19 protein-coding genes and 2 tRNA genes are annotated in these 21,416 nt (G+C 53.9%); 20 read left to right on the top strand and 1 reads right to left on the bottom strand.

All coding sequences use genetic code 11. The features are described from left to right. Window positions 1-253 precede the first annotated feature (253 nt). Genes AABA48_RS06760 through rsmA form a run of 7 tightly spaced genes read left to right on the top strand, consistent with a single transcriptional unit; the run spans window position 254 to window position 7,385 of the window. The gene (locus tag AABA48_RS06760) at window positions 254-1,312 is read left to right on the top strand and encodes a sensor domain-containing diguanylate cyclase (RefSeq protein ID WP_338271223.1); all 1,059 of its coding nucleotides are present in this window, start codon (window positions 254-256) and stop codon (window positions 1,310-1,312) included. Continuing rightward, a complete protein-coding gene (locus AABA48_RS06755) occupies window positions 1,309-2,673 on the top strand; it encodes a right-handed parallel beta-helix repeat-containing protein (protein WP_338271222.1) in 1,365 nt (454 codons plus the stop codon). Before AABA48_RS06760 ends, AABA48_RS06755 begins: the two co-directional genes overlap by 4 nt. Before the next feature lie 25 nt (window positions 2,674-2,698). Continuing rightward, window positions 2,699-3,841, top strand: a complete 1,143-nt coding sequence (locus AABA48_RS06750) for an aminotransferase class V-fold PLP-dependent enzyme (RefSeq protein WP_338271221.1) — start codon at window positions 2,699-2,701, stop codon at window positions 3,839-3,841. 14 nt (window positions 3,842-3,855) lie between these two features. Further along, complete coding sequence (locus tag AABA48_RS06745) at window positions 3,856-4,155, top strand: hypothetical protein (protein ID WP_235044857.1); 300 nt, start codon at window positions 3,856-3,858, stop codon at window positions 4,153-4,155. 51 nt (window positions 4,156-4,206) lie between these two features. Further along, on the top strand, window positions 4,207-5,529 hold the full coding sequence (locus tag AABA48_RS06740) for a PhoH family protein (protein ID WP_010942511.1): 1,323 nt from the start codon (window positions 4,207-4,209) through the stop codon (window positions 5,527-5,529). Window positions 5,530-5,535: 6 nt separating this feature from the next. After that, entirely contained in the window at window positions 5,536-6,558 is a 1,023-nt protein-coding gene (gene tsaD / locus AABA48_RS06735; RefSeq protein ID WP_324310038.1) for a tRNA (adenosine(37)-N6)-threonylcarbamoyltransferase complex transferase subunit TsaD, read from the top strand. Further along, the gene (rsmA, locus tag AABA48_RS06730) at window positions 6,555-7,385 is read left to right on the top strand and encodes a 16S rRNA (adenine(1518)-N(6)/adenine(1519)-N(6))-dimethyltransferase RsmA (RefSeq protein ID WP_014551693.1); all 831 of its coding nucleotides are present in this window, start codon (window positions 6,555-6,557) and stop codon (window positions 7,383-7,385) included. The genes tsaD and rsmA overlap by 4 nt, the downstream gene beginning before the upstream one ends. Before the next feature lie 91 nt (window positions 7,386-7,476). Here the strand turns inward: rsmA and AABA48_RS06725 are convergent, their stop codons facing one another. After that, on the bottom strand, window positions 7,477-7,980 hold the full coding sequence (locus tag AABA48_RS06725; RefSeq protein ID WP_014551692.1) for a MucR family transcriptional regulator: 504 nt from the start codon (window positions 7,978-7,980) through the stop codon (window positions 7,477-7,479). Window positions 7,981-8,171: 191 nt separating this feature from the next. Between AABA48_RS06725 and AABA48_RS06720 the strand changes: the two genes are divergently transcribed. The 13 genes from AABA48_RS06720 (at window position 8,172) to AABA48_RS06660 (ending at window position 21,414) form a co-directional block, all read left to right on the top strand. Next, window positions 8,172-8,375 carry a 4Fe-4S dicluster domain-containing protein gene (locus tag AABA48_RS06720; RefSeq protein WP_010942507.1) on the top strand — a complete coding sequence of 68 codons (204 nt, stop codon included), beginning with the start codon at window positions 8,172-8,174 and terminating at the stop codon, window positions 8,373-8,375. Window positions 8,376-8,415: 40 nt separating this feature from the next. Then, the gene (locus tag AABA48_RS06715; RefSeq protein WP_014551691.1) at window positions 8,416-9,471 is read left to right on the top strand and encodes a 3-methyl-2-oxobutanoate dehydrogenase subunit VorB; all 1,056 of its coding nucleotides are present in this window, start codon (window positions 8,416-8,418) and stop codon (window positions 9,469-9,471) included. 7 nt (window positions 9,472-9,478) lie between these two features. Further along, entirely contained in the window at window positions 9,479-10,222 is a 744-nt protein-coding gene (locus AABA48_RS06710) for a thiamine pyrophosphate-dependent enzyme (RefSeq protein WP_214302365.1), read from the top strand. Between the two features lie 15 nt (window positions 10,223-10,237). Next, entirely contained in the window at window positions 10,238-10,777 is a 540-nt protein-coding gene (locus AABA48_RS06705; protein ID WP_214302364.1) for a 2-oxoacid:acceptor oxidoreductase family protein, read from the top strand. A 274-nt stretch (window positions 10,778-11,051) separates the two neighbouring features. After that, window positions 11,052-11,126 (top strand) — tRNA-Gln (locus AABA48_RS06700). A 70-nt stretch (window positions 11,127-11,196) separates the two neighbouring features. Continuing rightward, a tRNA-Glu gene (locus AABA48_RS06695) sits at window positions 11,197-11,271 on the top strand. 317 nt (window positions 11,272-11,588) lie between these two features. Further along, window positions 11,589-14,759, top strand: coding sequence for an IPT/TIG domain-containing protein (locus tag AABA48_RS06690; protein ID WP_286352457.1), 3,171 nt, complete (start codon window positions 11,589-11,591; stop codon window positions 14,757-14,759). Window positions 14,760-14,886: 127 nt separating this feature from the next. Continuing rightward, the gene (locus AABA48_RS06685; protein ID WP_254277952.1) at window positions 14,887-15,894 is read left to right on the top strand and encodes a hypothetical protein; all 1,008 of its coding nucleotides are present in this window, start codon (window positions 14,887-14,889) and stop codon (window positions 15,892-15,894) included. A 50-nt stretch (window positions 15,895-15,944) separates the two neighbouring features. Beyond that, window positions 15,945-16,691: a hypothetical protein gene (locus AABA48_RS06680; protein ID WP_254277951.1), complete on the top strand. Its 747-nt coding sequence runs from the start codon at window positions 15,945-15,947 to the stop codon at window positions 16,689-16,691. Between the two features lie 168 nt (window positions 16,692-16,859). Next, on the top strand, window positions 16,860-18,032 hold the full coding sequence (locus AABA48_RS06675) for a GumC family protein (protein WP_254277950.1): 1,173 nt from the start codon (window positions 16,860-16,862) through the stop codon (window positions 18,030-18,032). Between the two features lie 63 nt (window positions 18,033-18,095). After that, on the top strand, window positions 18,096-19,265 hold the full coding sequence (locus AABA48_RS06670; RefSeq protein ID WP_254277949.1) for a glycerophosphodiester phosphodiesterase: 1,170 nt from the start codon (window positions 18,096-18,098) through the stop codon (window positions 19,263-19,265). Between the two features lie 102 nt (window positions 19,266-19,367). Next, a complete protein-coding gene (locus tag AABA48_RS06665) occupies window positions 19,368-20,861 on the top strand; it encodes a flippase (protein ID WP_254278574.1) in 1,494 nt (497 codons plus the stop codon). Between the two features lie 22 nt (window positions 20,862-20,883). Beyond that, complete coding sequence (locus tag AABA48_RS06660; protein ID WP_254277948.1) at window positions 20,884-21,414, top strand: DUF2284 domain-containing protein; 531 nt, start codon at window positions 20,884-20,886, stop codon at window positions 21,412-21,414. The last annotated feature ends 2 nt before the right edge of the window (window positions 21,415-21,416 follow it).

The raw sequence follows: 21,416 nt of genomic DNA, 5'->3' as shown, positions 1-21,416 counted from the left end.
TTCATTCTCCTTGGTTCGTGGGGATGTATTGTTGGTGGGAACCATATATGTTGTGTTGCGGTGAAAAGATAGCCACAATATATATGGTGTGTCAAGCGGTAAAAATTGAAACTCATAACAGGTTGAATCGACGGGGCAATGCTCTGTTGAGGCCGGTGCGCGAGCCCTGTTTCGCATGCCGTGGCGGACTGTCCAATTTACTTTGCCGGCTCGCTGTGCTAATAAAGACTATTTTAGGAGGAAAAGGATCATTATGGAACGCAGCCCCGAGCGCACGCGGGAAATGCTCGAAGCCGAGGTGGTCGCGCTGAAGGACCTGATCGAGGTGGCCGGTGCCGTGGTTTCCACCCTTGACCTCGATACGGTGCTCAGGCACATCCTGACGAGCGCCATGCGCTTCGCCGAAGCACCGGCCGGCAGCATCGCCCTCTATGACGGGTACCGTAACGATCTTACCCTCCATGCCCACGAAGGCTTGACACCGGAGTTCGTCAAGACCGAGCGCTGGAGTGTTCAGCCCGGCGGACTCACGGAGCAGGTGCTGACCCGTGGCGAGATTCTCTTTGTCAACGACACGGCCTACACGAGCTTCTTCCACAATCCCACCGCCCTCAATGAGGGGATCCGTTCCCTCATCTGCGTTCCTCTCATGATGCAGAACCGCATTGTCGGCATCCTTTACCTGGATGATTTCGTCCCCCGGGACTTCGACAAGGAGCGGATGAAACTCCTGTCAGTACTGGCATCCTTCGCGGCTATGGCTATCGACAACGCCCAGCTCCACGCGCGGACGCGACTGATGGCCATAACCGATTCCCTTACGGGATTGTATAACCATAGATATTTCCAGCAGGTTTTCAATCGTGAGCTGAACCGGGCCAAGCGCTATGAAAAGCCTCTTGCCATCATCATGCTCGATGTGGACGACTTTAAGCGGTTCAACGACACCTACGGCCATCCCCACGGAGACAAGGTGCTGGCAGCCATGGGCGACTTCCTCGGCGAGGCCCTGCGGAGTTCGGATTTCGCCTTCCGGTACGGAGGGGAGGAGTTCATTGTCCTGCTGCCCGAAACGGAATTCGACAGTGCCCTCCAGGTTGCGGAGCGACTGCGCGAACTGGTGGAGCGACGAAGCCTCGACGTGCTCAGGGGGATAGCTCCACACGGCGTTACGGTCAGCGTCGGCGTTGCCTCGTTTCCCCGCGACGGGGAAAGCCGTGGGGATCTGTTCAAGCGGGTCGACGATCTCCTTTACCGGGCAAAGGAGTTCGGCAAGAACCGCGTGTACAGCAGAAGAGAGGATGAGCCATGACAATGAATCATGCACGGCGCTTCATCCGGATAATGGCCTGTTGCCTGGCCGTGACGGGTTTCGGGCTCTTGACCGGCTGCGCCACCCTGACCGAGCTCATGGGAAAGTGGCATGTTCAGCCGTCACCCGTTGAGACGCCGCCAACCGCACCTGCCGACACGTCCGCCGCCTCGCCTCCGGCGGTTGCGACGGAACGTCCCGTGGCCAAGAGTAACGTCGCGCCTCCTCCCGAGCAGGTTCCTCCCGTGCCGGCCGCTGATTCCGGTATCGCTGACCCCCGGCGAACCCTGCCGGGACTCGATCGCCTCGCGTCGGCCGCGCCGGTCGCGGCAACGGTCCTGCGCAACCTCTTGATCACCGAAGACACTACCTGGCGTGGCGTAGTCGATATTGAAGGTTGGGTCCGGATTGCCCCCCAGACTACCCTGACCCTGGAGCCCGGCACCGTGGTCCGGTTCAGGCGTACCACTCCGGGGATTGCAACTGCGCCGGGGCTTCTGGTGCAGGGGCGCCTCGTGGTCCGGGGCAGCACCGATGCTCCGGTCCGCTTCACCCCGGCGAACGGCACCCCCTTGGCGGGCGAGTGGTACGGGATCGTCCTGCTGGCCAGCGAAAAGAAGAACATCATTGAGCACTGCCGGGTCGAAGGTGCCGTCATGGGGCTCGACGTCTCCTACTCCACCCTGACCATGAGCGGCGCGAGCTTCAGTTCGTGCGGCACCGGTGTGCGGCTGGCCGAATCGGTGGTAACCTTTGCCGGCGGCGAGGTGAGCGACTGTGAGGTGGGTATGGAGCTGGACGGCAGCGAGATCGACCTGCGTGACGTCAGGCTCAACGGGAATGCCGACGGGCTCACGGCACGGCGGAGTTCCCTCTATCTGTCCGGTGCGCGCGTTTCCGGCTGCAAAGGAACAGGGATCGATGCCTTCGATACCCGCCTGAGGCTGGAGGGTGCTGTCGTGGAACGGTGCGAATCCGGCATCGTCCTCACGGAGTGCGAGGGGAGCGTGGCTCACAGCCTCGTTGCGGGTAACCGCAGAGCGGGGCTCATTCTTTCCCGGTCCGGCGTGAAGCTCAGCGGCAGTGAGATTACGCGAAACGATGTGGGACTGCGTGTTGAGGACGGCAGGGGCATCGCCTGGGGCAACAGCTTCAGCGGCAACGGCACGTACGATATATACAATGCCGGCTCCGAAGATTTCCGGGCCATGGCCAACTGGTGGGGGGCGGAACAATCCGCCCAAAACCTCGGCGACCGCCTGTACGACGGCGAGGACGACCCTGTCCGGGGAATGGTCCTGGTGGCGCCGGTACTCGACTCGGCTCCTCTGCTCGCTGCCCCGAATTCCGTTGCCAAATGACCAGGCTGCGTGCTAATTTTTTCTCATGTCAGTATATCTGGATAATGCCGCCACTTCTTTCCCCAAACCCGATGCGGTCTACGAAGCCGTTGACCACGCCCTGCGCCGGGTGGGGGTCGGCCCCGGCAGGGGAGGGCACCGGCGGAGCATTGAAGCAACACGGATCGTGTTCGAGGCGCGTGAGGCGGTGGCAGTACTGCTGGGGGTGGCCGATTCCTCCCGTGTGGTGTTTACCCACAGTGCTACCGAAGCGCTCAATCTGGCGATTTCGGGGCTTCTCTCCCCCGGCGACCACGTGGTTACCACCACTGTGGAGCACAACTCCCTGGTCAGACCGCTCCATGCCGCCTCGGGGCGCGGCGTGGAGGTAACCAGGGTTTCCGCCGACCGCCGGGGATTCGTTACTCCGGACGCCGTTGCCGCCGCCATCAGGCCAAACACGCGTCTTGTGGCCCTCTCTCACTGTTCCAACGTTACCGGTGCGCTGCAGCCCGTTGAAGAGATCAGCGCTGAAGTGAAAAAGCGGGGCGCCCTGCTGCTGGTGGATGCGGCCCAGTCTGCCGGCATGATTCCCCTGGATGCACCGGCAATCGGCATAGATCTGCTGGCGGCACCCGGACATAAGGGACTCTTCGGGCCCCAGGGAACCGGCATCCTCTACGTGGCCGATGGGGTCGAGCTCACGCCGCTCATGGTGGGGGGGACCGGCGTCCACTCTTCCGACGAGGAACAGCCGGCCGCCATGCCCGAGCGGTACGAGAGCGGCACCCTCAACACTCCCGGCATCGCCGGCCTCGGGGCGGGGGTGGCATTCATCGAGCGGACGGGGATTTCTGCCATCAGGGAGCGGGAAACCTCTCTGGTCCGGCAGATACTGGAAGGGCTTGCCGGCATGCGACGGGTAACCGTTCACGGCCCGGCCGCCGACGAACCCCGCGGGAGCGTCGTCAGCTTTTCCGCCACGGACACGGATCCGCAGACAATCGGTTTCCGCCTTGACCACGACCACGACATCAGCGTCAGAGTGGGCCTCCACTGTGCACCCTCGGCCCACAGGACCATCGGAACCTATCCCACGGGGACGGTGAGGGTGAGCCCCGGTTTTTTTACCACCGACAACGAGGTGGAGCTCTTTCTGCGTGCTCTTCGCGAGATTGTCGGTGGATGAGAAAGGTGGCAGCCGTGAAAGGTAAAGGTATGCCGGTGTTCGTCGCAGGTGTGCGTGCCGCCGCCGCGGCTTTTGTCCTGCTTCTCGCTGTTGCCGGCTGTTCGCTCCCCCCGGAACGGCCCGTAACCAAGGACGAGCTTTACGGAACAGGGATTTACAGTTTCTACCAGATCAAGGAATCCCCCGAGAGTGTCCTTGCCGCCCTCAACCGCGAGGGGGAAGTTATTCTCGATGCCCGATACCGGGAACGCCCGGTCTACATCAAGATTCTCGCCCTCTCTTCGGGGCTCCAGGTGCACGTGATCGACAAATAGTGCGTCCGGCAGGACGCGTCATTCCACTTTAGCCAACGAAAGCAAACTCACATGATCAAAAACTTCGTGCTCGATACCAACGTCCTTCTTTACGATCCCCAGGCCATCTTCAAGTTTGAGGAAAACAACATCATCATTCCCATAACCGTTATCGAGGAGATCGACCGGTTCAAAAAGGACATGAACGAGACCGGCCGCAACGCCCGGCAGCTTTCACGCTACCTTGACGAAATGCGGGCAACCGGTTCCCTCGCCAACGGCATTGCCCTCGAAACCGGCGGAACCCTGCGCGTAGAGATGTACGAAGAGAAATTCATGAAGGTGCTTCCTCCCGAACTGCGCGAGGAGCGGGGCGACAACCGGATCCTGGCCGTGGCGCTCAGGGTCAAGGAGCAGGATGAGGCCACGCCGGTCATCTTCGTGACCAAGGATACCAACCTGCGCATCAAGTCCGACGCCCTCGGCCTCAAGGCGGAAGACTATGAGTCCGACAAGGTCGATATTGAGGAACTCTATCCCGGCTTCACTGAACTCGAGGTGTCGGCGGAGATGGTGGACCGCTTTCACGGTCAGGGGTGGGTCGATCTTACCGGCTACGACCTGCACCCCAACCAGTTCGTCACCCTGCGCGATGCGGCCAACCCCTCCCACACTGCCCTGGGAAAATACCGTGCCGACCAGAAGCGGATCACCCCCATCGCCAAAAACGGCAAAGACGGGGTCTGGAGCATCCATCCCCGCAACCGGGAACAGGCATTTGCCTTTGACGCCCTGCTGGACGACTCCATCAAGCTCGTGACGCTGGTGGGCAAGGCGGGCACCGGCAAGACGCTTCTGGCCATAGCGGCCGGACTCCACAAAACCGCCGAGGAAAACGTCTACAACCGGCTTCTGGTCTCCCGTCCCGTATTCCCCATGGGACGCGACCTGGGTTTCCTTCCGGGTGACATCGAGGAAAAACTGACCCCGTGGATGCAGCCCATCTTCGACAACGTGGAACTTCTCCTCTCGGGCCACGAGGCCGAAAAGCGGCACAGCAAGGGGTACAAGGAGCTCATGGCCATGGGAATCATGGATATCGAGCCACTGACCTATATTCGCGGCCGCTCCATTCCGCTTCAGTTCATGATCGTGGACGAGGCCCAGAACCTCACCCCCCACGAGATCAAGACCATCATCACCCGGGCCGGCGAGGGGACCAAGATCGTGCTCACGGGCGATCCCTACCAGATCGACAACCCTTACGTGGACGCATCCTCCAACGGTCTTACCTACGTGGTGGAGCGCTTCAAAGGGGTGCCCATCGCCGGCCATGTCACCATGACCAAGGGTGAGCGGTCGGAGCTGGCGGAACTGGCGGCGAACCTCCTCTAGCATTCCATGCTCGTACTTGCCATCGAAACATCGTGTGACGAAACCGCCGCCGCCGTGGTGCGCGACGGGCGTTCCATCCTGTCGAGCGTGGTTTCCTCCCAGGTGAAGGATCACGCTGTCTACGGCGGGGTTGTACCCGAAATCGCCTCGCGCAAACACCTGGAGACCATTCCCGCGGTTATCGGCGAGGCCCTGCGCCTGGCGGACGTGACCCTCGATCACGTGGAAGGGGTTGCGGTGACCCAGGGGCCCGGACTGGCCGGCGCTCTCCTGGTCGGCCTGTCCGTGGCCAAATCCATCGCCTTTGCCCGGGGACTGCCCCTGGTAGGAGTCAATCACATCGAAGCGCACCTAGCCGCCATTTTTCTTGAACGCGAGGTCGCCTATCCCTATCTGGCCTTGGTGGTGTCGGGGGGGCATTCCCACCTGTACCGGGTCGACGGCATCGGCCGGTGCACCACCCTCGGCCAGACCCTGGACGATGCGGCTGGCGAAGCCTTTGACAAAGTAGCCAAACTGCTGGGCCTCCCCTATCCGGGCGGCATCGAGATTGATCGCCTGGCCTCCGCCGGTGACCCGGATGCCATTGCCTTTCCGCGGCCTCTGCTCCACGACGGCAGCTTCAACTTCAGCTTCAGCGGCCTCAAGACCGCGGTGCTCTCAGCGGTGAAGAAGCAGGGGCTTCCCGAGGGGAAATCCCTGGCCGACTTCTGCGCCTCGTTCCAGAAGGCCGTCTGTCATGTGCTGGTGGAAAAGACCTTTCGTGCCGCGGAGGCGGCAGGCATTGACCGGGTCGTGGTGGCAGGCGGGGTAGCCTGCAACAGTGCGCTGCGGCGGGAAATGGCCCATGCCGCCGCTGCTCGGGGCGTGGAGCTCATGATCCCGTCGCCGTCGCTGTGCGGTGACAATGCCGCCATGATCGCCGTGCCGGGTGACTACTACCTGAGCTGTGGCGAGCAGGGCGGTCTCGCGCTTGACGCACGGGTGAACTGGCCACTTGACCTGCTCAGGTCGGGGAGGGAAGGGTGAGAGGGGACGGCATCCGTGCCCGGAAGGCGCTCGGGCAGAACTTTCTCACTGACCGTTCGGTTCTTTCCCGCATTGCGGCCCTGGTGAGTGCCGGTGCCGGCGAACGGATACTGGAGATCGGCCCCGGCAAGGGAGCTCTGACATCATATCTGGCGGAACTGGCCGGACAGCTCGTGGCCGTTGAACTGGACAACCGTCTGGTGCCGCTCCTGCGCGGCAGTTTTTCCGGAAATCCCTCGGTCACGATCATCGAAGGTGACATTCTCGACCTGGATCTCCGCGAAACCCTCGGCCGGTACGGCACGCCTCCCTGGAAGGTGGCGGCAAACCTGCCCTATAACATCTCCACGCCGGTCCTGTTCAGACTGCTCGATGCCCGGGATCTATTCAGCCGACTCGTACTCATGCTTCAGAAAGAGGTGGGAAACAGGCTCGCTGCGGGGCCGGGGAGCAAAGAGTACGGTGTCCTGTCGGTCCTGTTCCAGCTTCACTTTGATGTGACCCGTGAGATCCTCGTCAGGCCCGGCTCGTTCCATCCTGTGCCAAAGGTGGATTCAGTGGTTCTCTTGTTTGTTCCCCTGGCGCAGCCACGGGTGGACGTGGGGGACGAGGACTACTTCAGGCGGGTGGTCAAGGCATCCTTTGCCATGCGTCGCAAGACGCTCTGGAATTGTTTGAAGGGAGGGGCGCTGGGTGTACCGACGGACGGCATCAGGGATGTTCTGGCACGCTGCGGCATCGATGAGGGAAGGCGCGGTGAGACGCTGTCCCTGCATGAGTTTGCCTCATTGACCAAGGAGCTTATGGCGGCCGGCGGCTCGCTTTAGCCCCGTGTATCTTAATCATAGCAGGCGCGGAAAAGAAAAAAGCCGTTCGCTGGGCGAACGGCTTCCTGGTGCCACGAGCAGGATATCGTAATCAGGCAGTAGCTTTCTTGGCGCGGGTAGCCTTGGTTTTAGCCGGCTTTTCGGCCGTAGCCTTCTTTTCTTGAATCTTGGCGGCGCGCACGGCGCGTGCCTTGGCGAGGTTTTCGGCAAGTCCCCGGTCTTTGGCCATTTGCTTGCGCGCCTCGGAGAACTTTTTGGCGGTAAGCGGCTGGCTGCTGGGGATGTTGAACTGCTTGCGATATTCGCCCGGCTTCATCTGGTGCACCTGGGCCAGGTGGCGGGTAAGGGTTTTCATTCCACCCTTGCCGCAGATCATGCAGCATACCTGGTCGGCCTGGAATGCTTTCTTGAGTGTCATGGCCGGGGCCTTGGCTTCCTCAGCTGCAGCCTCGGGTGCAGCAGCACCGCCTTCAAGCTGTTGCAGAGTGGAATGAACCTTTTGAATTTCCTGAACCAGTTCTTCCGTGGAAAGCTCTGACACAGCAGCGTGTGAAGATACAATACTCGCGGTCAATTCCAATAATGTCGGCGCCATTGACTCCCTCCTTTGAGTTGTGAGAATTACATGAATAACCTGAGTACATATTTAGCTGCATTGTCAGGCAAAAGCAAGTGATAAATCGTTGAAATATACTTGTAAAATGAGATTGACCCATAGCTTCAACTTTTGATACGTTATGTACCACTTCTGTATACAGCAATGCAGAGGAGAAAGGATACGGCTTCATGGCTCAAATTGAGATTGATGAATCGAGGTGCAAAGGGTGTGGTCTCTGTACGCTCGCCTGTTCGCGCAAGCTGATCGTGATGAGTAGCACGATCAATAAATACGGCTATGTCACCGCCGTCATGACCAGCCAGGATCAATGTACCGGCTGTGCTCTCTGTGCGGAGATATGCCCTGACGTTGCTATTAAGGTTTATAAATAGAGTCGACAGTATCTGAAACACCATCTGTATGGAGGCAGCTTTGACAAAGCGACTGTTCATGAAGGGTAACGAGGCCTTGGCCATGGCCGCCATTGAGGCCGGATGCCGCTACTATTTCGGCTATCCCATCACACCCCAGAGTGATATTCCCGAATACATGTCCCGCGAACTCCCCGGCCTGGGCGGCGAGTTCATTCAGGCAGAGAGCGAGATCGCATCCATCAACATGCTCCTGGGGGCCTCTGCCACCGGCGTCCGGGCCATGACATCATCGTCAAGTCCCGGCATATCGCTCAAGCAGGAGGGGATATCCTACATGGCCGGCGCCGAACTTCCCGGCGTCATCGTCAACATCTGCCGTTCGGGTCCGGGGCTCGGCGGCATCGACGCATCCCAGGCGGATTACTTCCAGGCGGTCAAGGGAGGAGGGCACGGTGGATATCACATCATCGTCCTCGCACCCTCGTCGGTCCAGGAGATGTACGATCTGACCATGCTCGCCTTCGACATCTCCGACATCTACCGGATGCCGGCCATGGTCTTCGGTGATTCGGTCATCGGCCAGATGAAGGAGTCACTCACCCCCAACCCGCGCCCCTCATGCGTGCTGCCGCCCAAAGACTGGATCGTGCGGGGCAAGGGTGACGGCGAACAGCGCGTGGTCAAATCCCTGTACCTGGGTGACGGCGAACTTGAAGCCCACAACTGGAAGCTCCATGCCCGCTACGCCGAACTGAAGGAAAAAGAGGCGCGCTGGGAGGAATTCATGCTCGACGATGCCGAATTCCTGGTGACCGCCTTCGGCTCCGCGGCCCGCATCGCCAAGTCCGCGGTAATGAGCGCCCGGGAGCAGGGGCTTAAAGTAGGGCTTCTGCGCCCCATTACCCTGTTCCCCTTTCCGGAGAAGGCGTACCGCACCGTCACGGCACGCTGTAAAAAGGTGCTCGATATCGAGCTGAACGCCGGTCAGATGGTTGAGGATGTCCGTCTCTCCGTTGCCGCAGGCACCGACGTCTTTTTCTACGGCAGGCCCCCCGGAGCCGGTTCACTCCCCACGCCGGAAGAACTGCTTGAACAGATCAGAAAATTTTATTGAGGTACATATGCAACAGGTCTTCAAAAAGCCGGTCAGTCTCAAGGATGTCCAGACCCACTTCTGCCCGGGGTGCCATCACGGCACCTTCCATCGCCTCGTGGCCGAGGCCATGGATGAATTCGGCGTGCAGAAGAAGACCATCGGGGTCGCCTCGGTGGGATGCTCCGTTTTTCTCTACGGCTACTTCGATATCGATGTGGTCGAGGCGCCCCATGGCCGGGCTCCCGCCGTGGCCACCGGGGTCAAGCGGGCCCGTCCCGACGCCTTTGTCTTTACCTATCAGGGAGACGGGGACCTGGCCGCCATCGGCACCTCCGAAATCATCCATGCGGCCAATCGCGGCGAAGATATCACAGTTATCTTCGTCAACAACACCACCTACGGCATGACCGGCGGCCAGATGGCTCCCACCACTCTGGTCGGGCAAAGGACTTCCACTTCGCCCTATGGCAGGAAGAACGAGAAGGACGGCTCACCCATCCGGATGGCGGAACTGCTGGCTCAGCTGGAGGGGGTAGCCTTTTCGGCCAGGGTCGCCGTGAACAACCCCAAGAACCTCATGGACGCCAAGCGCCAGATCAAGAAAGCCTTCCGTTATCAGGCCGAGGGCAAGGGGTTTTCCTTTATCGAGGCACTCTCCTCATGTCCCACCAACTGGGGCATGGACGCCCTGGCTGCCAACGAACGGGTAGGGGCCGAAATGTGTGCCTATTTCCCGCTCGGCGTCTTCAAAAACACCGCTCAACTTTAAGCAGGGAGTATTTTCATGCGTCACGACGTATTCATTGCCGGCTTCGGCGGCCAGGGAGTCCTGCTCGCCGGAAACATCCTGGGCCAAGCGGCCATCATCGAAGGGAAAAACGTTTCATTCTTCCCCTCATACGGAGTTGAGAAGCGGGGCGGCGCCGCCATGTGCACCGTTGTCATCGCCGACGACGAAGTGGGATCCCCCGTCATCGGCAGCCCTTCTGTTGCGGTCATCCTCAACCAGGCATCTTTTGACAAATTCTTCGCCAGGGTCAAAAACGACGGGCTCTGTATCGTTAACAGCTCACTGGTGGACGTGCCGGCAGGCATGCGTTCCGACATCACAGTAGTCGCCATCCCCATGAACGACATTGCCGTGGATCTGGGCGATCCGCGCATGGTCAACATGGTTGCGCTTGGCGCCTATGCCGCCAGGACCGGCGCGGTTTCTCTCCAGTCACTTGAAGATGCCCTCAAGGAAACGCTTCCCGAGCGCAACCATCGCTTCATCCCCGCCAACGTCAAGGCCATTGCCGCCGGCGCGGGGTATGGCGGCTAGGAACTGAACTTTCGGTCCCGCATTCCGTCTTCAGGTCGTCTTTGCCCGGCTCTTCCTCGCAAAATCCTCAACGTAGCCCTGCTACGCCTGCGGATTTGCCCGGTTGACCCGGCCGGATTCGTGAGGGATCCGGGCGCGAGTCTTTGAGAAGTTATCTACTGAAGCGCATGGGAGTATCTACCGGGTTAACGAGGGGTAGGGATGCCCGGAAGAAAAAATTGAAAAAAATGCTTGACGCATCCTGGGGCTCGTGATAGATAATTGTCCTTCCTCTTGGGGTGTCGCCAAGCGGTAAGGCACCGGATTTTGATTCCGGCATTCCAAGGTTCGAATCCTTGCACCCCAGCCAGTTCAACATCTGGCGGACGGCCAGTGTCGACAGTGGCTGCGGCACAGGTTCAGAAGCGAATATAGAGTTTGGTCCCATCGTCTAGTGGTTAGGACACCGGCCTTTCACGTCGGTAACAGGGGTTCAAGTCCCCTTGGGATCACCATTTAAAGCGGCAATCCTTCATGTAAAGGATTGCCGCTTTTTTTATCCACATCCTGCCGGGCAAAGGCGTTACCCACGTTTCCCTCATGTTGTATCTCCCGATTCATCACTGAAATATTTCGTGCTATATTGAGATCATTTTGCGGTCCTTGTTGGGTATACATATTGCTGTTACGCAATAATACAGTGATTACTCTTCCCGGGCTACCTCTGTCAGGGAGAGCGTGAAGCGGTGTTCTACAGGCTTGAAGGAGGATTGGAAAAATGGTCTTACATGGTCGGAATGTTGGCATTTTCAGAGTTGTATTGGCGGCGGTTTTGACAATTATTGTCTCAACCGGAACCTGGGCCGCAACGTTGACCGGCACCGTCCAGAACAGCAGCGGCAAGACGGGGCGCGTCTATCTCAGGGCCTCCAACAACAGTTTCGGAACCTCGTTCACAATTGCTGCCGGGCAGACACTCCCCTTTTCCATCAGAGGGGTCACCAGCAATAATACGTATACCGTGGACGCCTTCCTCGATGTTACCGGTCTGGGGGTTCAGCACGCCAACGATCCGACGGGTATCTCCTCTTCTGTCCAGGTCACCAGCGACACAACGTATAATGTCGGGACCATCGCGCTGGCCAATCCCAGCGTGCCCTTCAGCGCTGAATACAGCCCCCTGGCCACGCCACTGGCGGCTGACGGCGCGGTGTTCCTCATGCTGGACAGTGACTTCTATTATTCCGAACAGTACAACCGGGAATATCCCGTGGCTGAAACGTTTGATGTCTCGTGGAGTTCTTCTCCCACCGGTAGCCCCGTCCTCGGAACCGTGACCGGGATTAAAAACCGCGATCAAGGTGTCTGGGCTCATACAGCTGGGCAATCCTCATACTGGTACAGGGTCACTGCCCATGCGTCAGGCCAGACACCCGTCACCTCCTCCTGGATGCCTGTCATGCCGAAAAAGGGAGCCAGAAGCGTAAGCGGTACCATCTCCATCAACGGCATTACCCCTGCCAGCGGCACCCTCTACGTGGCTGTAGTAGATGAGTCAAGCGATCAGCCGAAGGTTGCCGCCGCCGCCATATCTAATCCCTCGTCATCTCAAGCCTTCACCATCACCGGTGTCGAGGACGGCACCTACTTCCTCTTTGCCTTTCTGGACATGAACAACAGCGGGACTGAGGACTTCGGGGACGTGGTGCTCGGTGAATTCAACACACCCCAGGTTGTTGTGAATGGCCGGAACGTGACCGGCGTTTCGGCCACCATGACGGCTGTCGATTCTCTTGCTTCCATCATGACGAACCACTGGACCGGCAACTCCCAATGGGGATATTTCGACAATTACAGCCTTAATTTCGCAATTGACGGCATGCGCAAGAAGCCGGTCACCGTGGTGGTCACCTCCGGCCCGAATATAGCCGTGCCCATCGATATTGGGCTTAATGATTGGGGATTCTCGTCATGGGTGTTTATCAACTCCACGCGGCCGACCCCCGGCAGTCAGTACAATCTTGACATCACTTACGAGGGAGACAGTTCTCCGACCCCGACCACCGTCACCATTTCAACGGTTCTGGACGCCTTTGCCACCAACCTGGCGCCGACAGGCAATATTCAATTTAATCAGAACCAACTCTTCTCATGGGCAGCCCCCTCGTCTCCTCCAGCCTCCTACACCTATACCGTTCAAGTCAGCGACGCCACAAACTACAACCAGATATGGCATATCGAGGACCTGCCGTCCACGACCACCTCGGTCACCTACAACCAGAACAATGAGGCGTTCGGCCCTCTTGAACCAAACAAGACGTATCAGTGGAGCGTCAGCGTAAGGGATGCAGCCGGCAACGCCGCGTTCCGCCAGACCGTTTTCACCCCGGTCACCGGACCGGCCATCAACGGATTCAGCCCCGCCGGAGGCAATACCGGCACAACCGTGTACATTGACGGACTCAACTTCAGCACCACTCCCGCCAATAACGTCGTTACGTTTGCCGGCAGCATGGCGAGGGCTACGGCAACCGTAACCAATGCAACTGTGAGCAGATTGACTGTTACGGTTCCACCCGGAGTGACCACCGGCACTATTCAGGTGACATCCAGCGGTGTCGGGCCCGTGGAAAGTACCAGCAGCTTCAGCGTCGGAACAGCCGGATCCTTTTCGGGGCTGGTCGTGAATTCCGGCAGCGCTCCTCTGGGTGGTGTTGCCGTCAGCCTGGGGGGCAACCCGTCAGTCACGACAACCAGCCAGGTCGGGACCGGCTCCTTTTCGCTCGGCGGACTTCCCGCCAACGGCACCTATGACCTCGTGGCAGAGAAGACAGGCTATTTGCCCGCCGTCTCCGCCGTCATCAACGGCGGCTCTGCCGTTACTACCACTGCACCGTTCCTTCTCTTCACTCAGGCCGAAGTGAATAGCTGGGGTGTCTACGCCGGCAAAGGGGTGATTACGGCCCGCGTCGTAGACCAGAGCGGCAACCCGATAGGCGGCGCCGTAGCTTCGATCCAAAGCGGCATGGGCAAAACCTACACGGCATACTATTCATCAGACGGCATTACCTTTGGTGGAACCTCGACCTCCGCCAATAACGGCCTCATCGTCGTTCCCAATGTGGAGCCCAACGATTGGGTCACTCTCGGCGCATCCAAGACCGGCTGGACGTTCTATACAACCAGTTTCCGCGTGAGACCCTTTGCCGTGGGCGAGGGGGCGGTTTTCGGGGCACCCAGCATGCCCTCGGTTTCCGGCATCTCCCCCCAGTCCGGTAAAGCGGGAAGTACCGTAACCATCACCGGCAGCAATTTCGAAACAACCCAGTCCGTCACTCTCGCAGGCCAGAACGCGCCCTTTGTCGTCAACTCGGCAACCCAGATCACCGTCACTGTCCCTGCCGGAGCCTCCACCGGGCCATTCGTTGTCAACACCCTTGGCGGCGACGCGGGATCCGGGCTCTTCACTGTTCTCCAAACCCTTGCCGTTACGACTACGGGCACCGGCAATGGAACCGTCACCAGCGTTTCCCCTGATTCCAGAATTGCCTGCCAGAGCGGTTCAGCAACCAATTGCTCCGCTGACTTCGATAAGGGGATGACCGTAACCCTCACGGCTACGCCCGACAACTCCGGTTCGGTTTTCAGCGGTTGGAGCGGCGCATGCACGGCAAGCGTCGGAGACTGCAACGTGACCATGGACGCCGACAAGGCAGTCACCGCGACCTTCTCCGTCACGCCCAATCTCAAGCTCATCAACGGCATGACGGAAACAACCTTCGCCTCTCTTGCCGATGCATATGCCGCCGCCGTAACGGGCGACACCATCATGGCGAGGACCCTGGACTTCACCGGACCCTTTAACTTCAACCGTAACGTTGCGCTAGTGTTTAACGGCGGATATGACGCCTCGTTCACCCCGACTACCGGCTACACCAAGCTGCTCGGCGGACTGACGGTGTCGCTCGGCAGCGTTACATTCAGCAATGTAGCGCTTCAGTAACCCGTATGTTACGTGTTACAAAATTATAATTTGCGGTTTACCTCGCGAATTGTGTAAAGTGTGGTATATCAAGTTTTTACAGGTTACCTGCCGCACACGCTTTTTAGCGTGAGCAAGGAGAACTAACATGCAGTTTCAGCGTAGCAGGGGCACAAAGAAGGTGAGGGGAATGATTCTCCTGGCGGCCGGGGTGCTGGTTGCCATGCCCATGGCTCGAGATGCAGAAGCAGTCGTGAGCAAAGCCTTTGTTACGGTAGGTCTCACTCCGTCGTTTACGGGCGTTGGGTCCATAAGCTTCCTTGTCAACAACCCAGCGGGCACGAGTTACCTTAGCACTACCCTTCTCAACCAGGCTGCTTCCCCTAATCTTGTTGAGACTACCGTTACAGATGCCAATACGATTTCATTTTTCTGGGCCGAGGTCATCAGCGGAATCAACACCACATCTTTACCGCTTTTTGAATTCGAGTACACGGTAACGAATAACCAATATCCTGTCTTTTCTCTCGGACTGGATCAGAATGCAGGCATGGGGATCTATGACGTTAACATCCAGCCGCTCAGCACGTCACTTTCTTCATTTGTTCTGGCAACGCGCTACCTGACCGATACCGGCGTCACCCAGTATCCCGTCACGGTAACGGTCAGCGGCGCGGGAAGCGGGACGGTAACGAGCAACCCTGCAGGCTTAACCTGCACGAGCGGCCCCTGCCTGTATGGATTCGACGCGAACAGTCAGGTTACATTGATGCCTACCCCCAGTTCCGACTCCTATTTCAAGGCATGGACCGGGTCCTGCACCGGAACGGGTAACTGCGTGATATCTTCGCTGGCTGCCGGGGCAACCGTTGGCGCGGAATTCGCCAAATACCAAGCCATACGGATAGCGGGAACTACATCTTATTTTGACACTGTACAAGATGCTTACAACACTGCAACAACCGGAGCCGTACTGGAGGCCATGGCAACTACTTCCGCCTCCCTTGGAGCTCTGACCATGAACACCAACAAGACCATAACACTGAAGGGAGGTTACAACGGAGATTATACCCCCAGTACGACCCTGACGACCACGGTTGGCACGATCACGGTGGCGGCTGGCACATTAATTGCTCAAAATATCGTTGTAAACTAAACCTCATTTTGCTATTTTAGCAAAGATCCTCGCGGGGAAAGGAGCATCACATGAAGAGAAAGGTTATGTTGGCGGTTGCGGCTTCAGTTGTAGCACTTATGCCGGTGATGGCCCAGGCGGCGAACAAGTTGATTGTGAAGAATGCTACAGGTACTACTGATATGTTTGTGGTGACGGATGGAGGGTATATTGGTAGCGGCCATAACGCTCCCTTGGCAGGGCTTCATCTTAAAGGAACAGGGGGCGCTGAACCTACACAGGTTAGAACCCAGTATTACGGAGATGTTAATACGGGGAGTGGTGGTTTTGTTGCCTTTAGGAATAAAGCCAACAATAGCTTGCCAACATCTGGTGATCGCCTAGGGTATATTTTGTTTGGTGCATTAGACGGTACGACGCCTCGCTATTCAGCTGGTTTTTTTGCCTATGCTGATGGTGCTTGGACATCTCTTTCTACTCCTTCATACTATGCTTTCGAAACGACAAAGGCTGGCAAAAATACGCGTGATGAGTGGATGAGAATTGCAAGCACTGGATATGTAGGTGTAGGTACTCCAGTCCCCAATATGAACCTAGAGGTAAACGGAGGTGTGAGGCTTAATGCTAGCAGTACTCCTGCTACAGTAACGTCGCCTGCTCGTACTGCTCCGACTAAGCCTGTCTGTGATAATACCAACGGTCCCAATATACGCGGTACACTGTGGTTTACAAAGAGTGCCGCAGGTGTCGCAGACACCCTGGAAGTATGTGCAAAGGGTGCCGATGAGAACTACGCATGGAAAGCTGTTATAAACTGATAACTATATTGATTGTTGCGGTTTGTGAGGTAAGGGCCGGTCATCTGACCGGCCCTTTGTCTATTGATGGTTAGAGGTACTATGATCAATTAATGTCATAATTTTCACGAGACATGATAATTTCTGCTGATAGATTATGTAATAGATAACTAAAACGGAGAAGGAATAGTGTCTGAATCTCTGAATAGTGTTAGTAGTAACAATCTAAGTCTTATAGATTATTTGCAAGTTATAGCTAAGCGTATACGCATTGTTGCTCTGATTACTGCGACTGCTTGTGTAATATCTATTTGTATTAGTTTGATGATTCCGAAAATATATAGTGCTACGGCTAAAATTCTACCCTCACAGCCAGATCAGGGGCTAATGTCAGCGATGATCAACCAGATGGGAGGGCTTGTAAATCTAGCTGCAGACGTTCTTGGTACTGGGTCATCGTCTGACCTTTACGTCGGATTACTTAAGAGCGAAGTCGTTAAAGATGCTATCATCGACAGGTTTAAGCTTATGAAAGAGTATGACGCCGAGTACAGGGTCGATGTTTATCGTATACTTGATGAGAATGTTGAAATTACCTCAGGGAAAAAGGATGGAATAATTTCGATTACAGTGGAAGACAAAGATCCACAACTTGCTGCTAGTCTTGCGAATGCCTATATAGGAGAACTCGAAAAACTCGTTATTAGACTTAATGCGACAGGTGCTGGTCAAAGTAAAAGTTATTTGGAAAAGCAATTAACTAAAGCCAAAACAGATTTAGCACGTGCAGAAGACGATCTAAAAGAGTTCCAGCTTAAAAACAAGTCAATACAGATAACAGCTCAAGCTGAAGCTTCGATCAAAGGAATTGCAGAGCTAAGAGCACAACTTACTTCTCGAGAAATAGAACTAGCTTCATTGCGGTCACGCTTTACTGATTCTGCCCAAGAAGTGATAACTGCTCAAGCATATATTAGTGATATCCGTAAGCAAATCTCACGCTTTGAGGGGAATGGAAACACGGGGGCAATTCCTTCTGTTGGACAGATCCCCGAGCTTGGTCAAGAATATATTAGGCTTATGCGAGAGTACAAAACATATGAAACTCTTGTTGAGCTTCTGTCTAAACAATATGAATTAAGCAATATTTCGGAAGCGAGAAATGTGTCGTCGCTGCAAATCGTGCAAAAGGCTAGAGTCCCAGATAAGAAATCAAAGCCAAGGCGATCATTGATTGTGTTATTGTCTACATGCACTTCATTTTTCGCGTCTATTCTTCTGGTATTTCTGATTAATCATTGGGAGCATCTTTCAATCGATCAGAAAGATCGTTGGCGAAGTTTGATTAACAGTGGCAAGTAGTATTGTTGTCCACCATTTTTATCGTGTGATGCTATTTATGTTGTTATCGAAGGAGACAGATAAGTGCGCATTCTCTTTTTTACTACGATGTCTGTGTGTCTACTTATATCAGTATTGTGGGGATGTGGCCAAGATAGTGAAACAACCAAATCTAGTAGTGATGCGTATAGCCTCACTGTTGATCATGTCTCCCGATTAACATGGCAGGAAACGATAACGTTAACTGGGCGTGTTAAAGAAGGCTCTATAGTTTATATCTCAACAGACACTGAGGCGTCCGATGGATTCGCCACTGTTGTTGGAACAGACTGGATTTATACTATTACTGGCCTTGTTTGCGGTGAAAATAAAATAAAAATATCAGCTAATTTTATTAACGAACAAACAACAGCTGTGTCGATAGGGGAACAGACCACTAACTCAAATAGAGCGTTAGAATCTGTTGTGACTACAAATTTGAGCGAGTTTGCTGATATATACTTGAACATTGAGCGCTTTGATGTGCCAATGTCGGTGTCTTCGGGCACAGAGATTGTTGCACATCGAGGAGCTTCAATGGAGGCCCCAGAAAATACAGTTGCATCAGTGAACTTAGCATGGCTCCAGGGGGCAGACGGAGTTGAAGTTGACGTAATGTTATCTAGAGATAATAGATTAATGGTGATTCATGACAACAATACTTTGCGGGTGTCTGGGGTCAATCTCTTGGTTGCAGATTCACTTGCTGCAGACCTTCGGAAAATTGACGTGGGGGTACTAAGAGGTAGCCAGTTCGCAGGAGAAAAAATACCATTCCTTGAAGAAATCATTTCAATCCTACCTCCAGGTAAAAAACTATATATTGACTTAAAGGCTGGGAAAGAAATAGTTCCATTTTTGGTGACAGTTATTCAGCGTAGTAATAAAACAAATCAAATATGTATCCAGTCAAATGATATTCAAGTACTTAAAGATATTAAGAATTATTTACCTTCTTTAACATTGTTCCTTGTCCACAATAACATATCAATAATTCGGCAATTAACATCTACCTCTGTTAATGTAATCGATGGATTTAGTTTGCCTCACGATATAGTTACCTCTGATGTAGTAAGTATGATTAAGGGATGGGGATTCTATTTAACTGTATGGACAGTCAACGAATCTACTATTGCTGTTAGGATGAAATCTGAAGGAGTGAATGCGATATTTACTGATCAGCCTGATATGGTACTCAAGGCTGTAAGCAATTAGTCTTAGTAGGCTGTTGAGCACTTATTTATATATAGTTTTAACGACTTGATTTGCTAAAACCCACTGCAAGTAGCTTATTAATTCGAGCTATGCTTGTTTTCGGTGTTTGAAAATGAGCTGAAAAACGTTTCCAATATCCTGCTAGTAGTATTTAGAATATCAGAGGATAACTTGTCGTCTTTATTGAGTAATTCATTATTTAGCTCGATAACCTTAGGGCTTCGGTTTATTTCGAATGCTATACTGTTTGTGATAATTGCCAGATATCTTGGTGCCGAAGAGTTTGGAAAATTCACGCTGGCGATTTCTATTACGGGTATATTTTTGGTAATAGTCGATTATGGCTTTAATATGCAAATTGTGCGAGATATTGCAACCGATAGAAATAACATTTCATCTTTGGTGAACTCGATTATATCTAGTAAACTGATTCTTTCTGTAATATCGACTGTTGTATTAGTTGTTGTTTTATACTTTATTGGCTATCCGGCGAAGACAATGCTTATCATATGGATTGCATGGATAGCGATGTTGTTTTATTCCTTCGGCCAATTTTGCAATAGTTTGTTCCGCGGCTTCAATAAGTTTCAATTCGAAACGTATCCCACTATACTGCTTAACATAATACAAATAGTGCTTGTAGTTATTTTTTTAATCTGCGGATTGAGCACTCTATCAATAATGATAGCGTATTTAATTTCACGCATTGTATATTTTATTATTAGTTTTAGCTACGTAAGACTTAAAATAATGCGGATTTCTTATCGCTTTAGTTTCGGTGATGGACTGAGGTCTTTACGTGAATCCCTTCCCTTCGGCATACACACTATAATATCAGCCTTATATTTTCAAATAGATACCGTGTTGTTATCTTACTTTAAGGGTGACATTGAGGTGGGGTACTATCAAGCTGCAATGAGGCTTGTATTGGCGACGATGATTTTATCAGATATTATCTCAGCTGCCTTTTTCCCTATAATTGCTAAATCATCAGTGTATGATAAAGCAACATTTGAAAAAATGAGCGTTAAATTCAATAAATATTTAATTTTAAGTGGATGTGGCTTCGCCAGTGTATTATATCTTCTGGCCGAGCCGATTATCCTATCTCTTTATGGTAACGCATACCACACCTCAATAACATTATTGCAATTATTATCTATAGTTGTGTTGTTGAGGTTTGCTGGTGGAGCGTATGCGGCAGTCATAACGGTAACAGACAATCAAGGCTTGAGGGCTGCTGGAGTCTTTGTATCATTAATAGTCAATCTTATGCTTAATTATATGTTGATTCCACTTTATGGTGCTTCTGGCGCTGCTATTTCAAGTATAATTACCCATTTGGTACTTGTTACAATGTATTTTGTTTTTACGTTTAGACTAACAGGAAATACTCTGCTTTCCAAGCGCTGTTCGTTTGCTGTGCTGATAATAGCTACTCACACTTTAGTCCTGTCGTCCTTAGGCGGTATATGTAATTATCTGACATCAAGTGCTATTCTTGTCAGTATGACACTTGCACTCTATATTGCACTCGAATATGATGAAAAAAATAACTTATTACAGGCAGCTCGGAAATGCATATTGCGGGTATAATCGTTACGTCGTGAGGCCAACAATGATACAGGTTCTGCAAAAAAGCTTGTATATGCATGATTCTTCAATATCAGCTATGCAGCTAGCACCTAAGAACATAGATTTCGAAGAAAAAATATTATTACTGTGTTTTCATTGCAAGAATTATAATAGTAAATTCACCTGTCCGCCACGTATCCCAAAGCTGGATTATAAACACATTATTACTAACGAATACACAAATGCCTTGCTTGTATACATTCGCATGGAGTTTACTGATATTACTTATCAAGAGATTAGGTCAATATCAACAAATAAAATACATAAGGCACTTTTATACTTGGAAAAAATATTGTTCGAACACAATATCGCTACCCCACTATCATTAATTGGTGGAAGTTGTAAACTCTGCAAATCTGGCTGCCCTCCTGATCGTTGTAATAATCCTTATCAATCAAGAATCCCAATGGAAGCGACAGGAATAAATGTTGTAACTACAGTGAAGAAGTTGGGCTTAGATATTAAATTCCCCGTTACTTCAAGTCTGTACAGGTGTGGCTTAATACTCTGGTGAGG

The organism is Geobacter sp. 60473 (genome assembly GCF_036323535.1).
Classification (GTDB): Bacteria; Desulfobacterota; Desulfuromonadia; order Geobacterales; family Geobacteraceae; genus Geobacter; species Geobacter sulfurreducens.
This window is presented reverse-complemented; position numbering and strand designations above follow the sequence as displayed.

What these genes read in the sequence shown, in the direction of transcription:
- AABA48_RS06760 (WP_338271223.1), top strand. Translation starts at nt 254, where the DNA reads ATGGAACGCAGCCCCGAGCGCACGCGGGAAATGCTCGAAGCCGAGGTG.
- AABA48_RS06755 (WP_338271222.1), top strand. Translation starts at nt 1,309, where the DNA reads ATGACAATGAATCATGCACGGCGCTTCATCCGGATAATGGCCTGTTGC.
- AABA48_RS06750 (WP_338271221.1), top strand. Translation starts at nt 2,699, where the DNA reads ATGTCAGTATATCTGGATAATGCCGCCACTTCTTTCCCCAAACCCGAT.
- AABA48_RS06740 (WP_010942511.1), top strand. Translation starts at nt 4,207, where the DNA reads ATGATCAAAAACTTCGTGCTCGATACCAACGTCCTTCTTTACGATCCC.
- tsaD (WP_324310038.1), top strand. Translation starts at nt 5,536, where the DNA reads ATGCTCGTACTTGCCATCGAAACATCGTGTGACGAAACCGCCGCCGCC.
- AABA48_RS06725 (WP_014551692.1), bottom strand. Translation starts at nt 7,980, where the DNA reads ATGGCGCCGACATTATTGGAATTGACCGCGAGTATTGTATCTTCACAC.
- AABA48_RS06720 (WP_010942507.1), top strand. Translation starts at nt 8,172, where the DNA reads ATGGCTCAAATTGAGATTGATGAATCGAGGTGCAAAGGGTGTGGTCTC.
- AABA48_RS06710 (WP_214302365.1), top strand. Translation starts at nt 9,479, where the DNA reads ATGCAACAGGTCTTCAAAAAGCCGGTCAGTCTCAAGGATGTCCAGACC.
- AABA48_RS06705 (WP_214302364.1), top strand. Translation starts at nt 10,238, where the DNA reads ATGCGTCACGACGTATTCATTGCCGGCTTCGGCGGCCAGGGAGTCCTG.
- AABA48_RS06685 (WP_254277952.1), top strand. Translation starts at nt 14,887, where the DNA reads ATGCAGTTTCAGCGTAGCAGGGGCACAAAGAAGGTGAGGGGAATGATT.
- AABA48_RS06680 (WP_254277951.1), top strand. Translation starts at nt 15,945, where the DNA reads ATGAAGAGAAAGGTTATGTTGGCGGTTGCGGCTTCAGTTGTAGCACTT.
- AABA48_RS06660 (WP_254277948.1), top strand. Translation starts at nt 20,884, where the DNA reads ATGATACAGGTTCTGCAAAAAAGCTTGTATATGCATGATTCTTCAATA.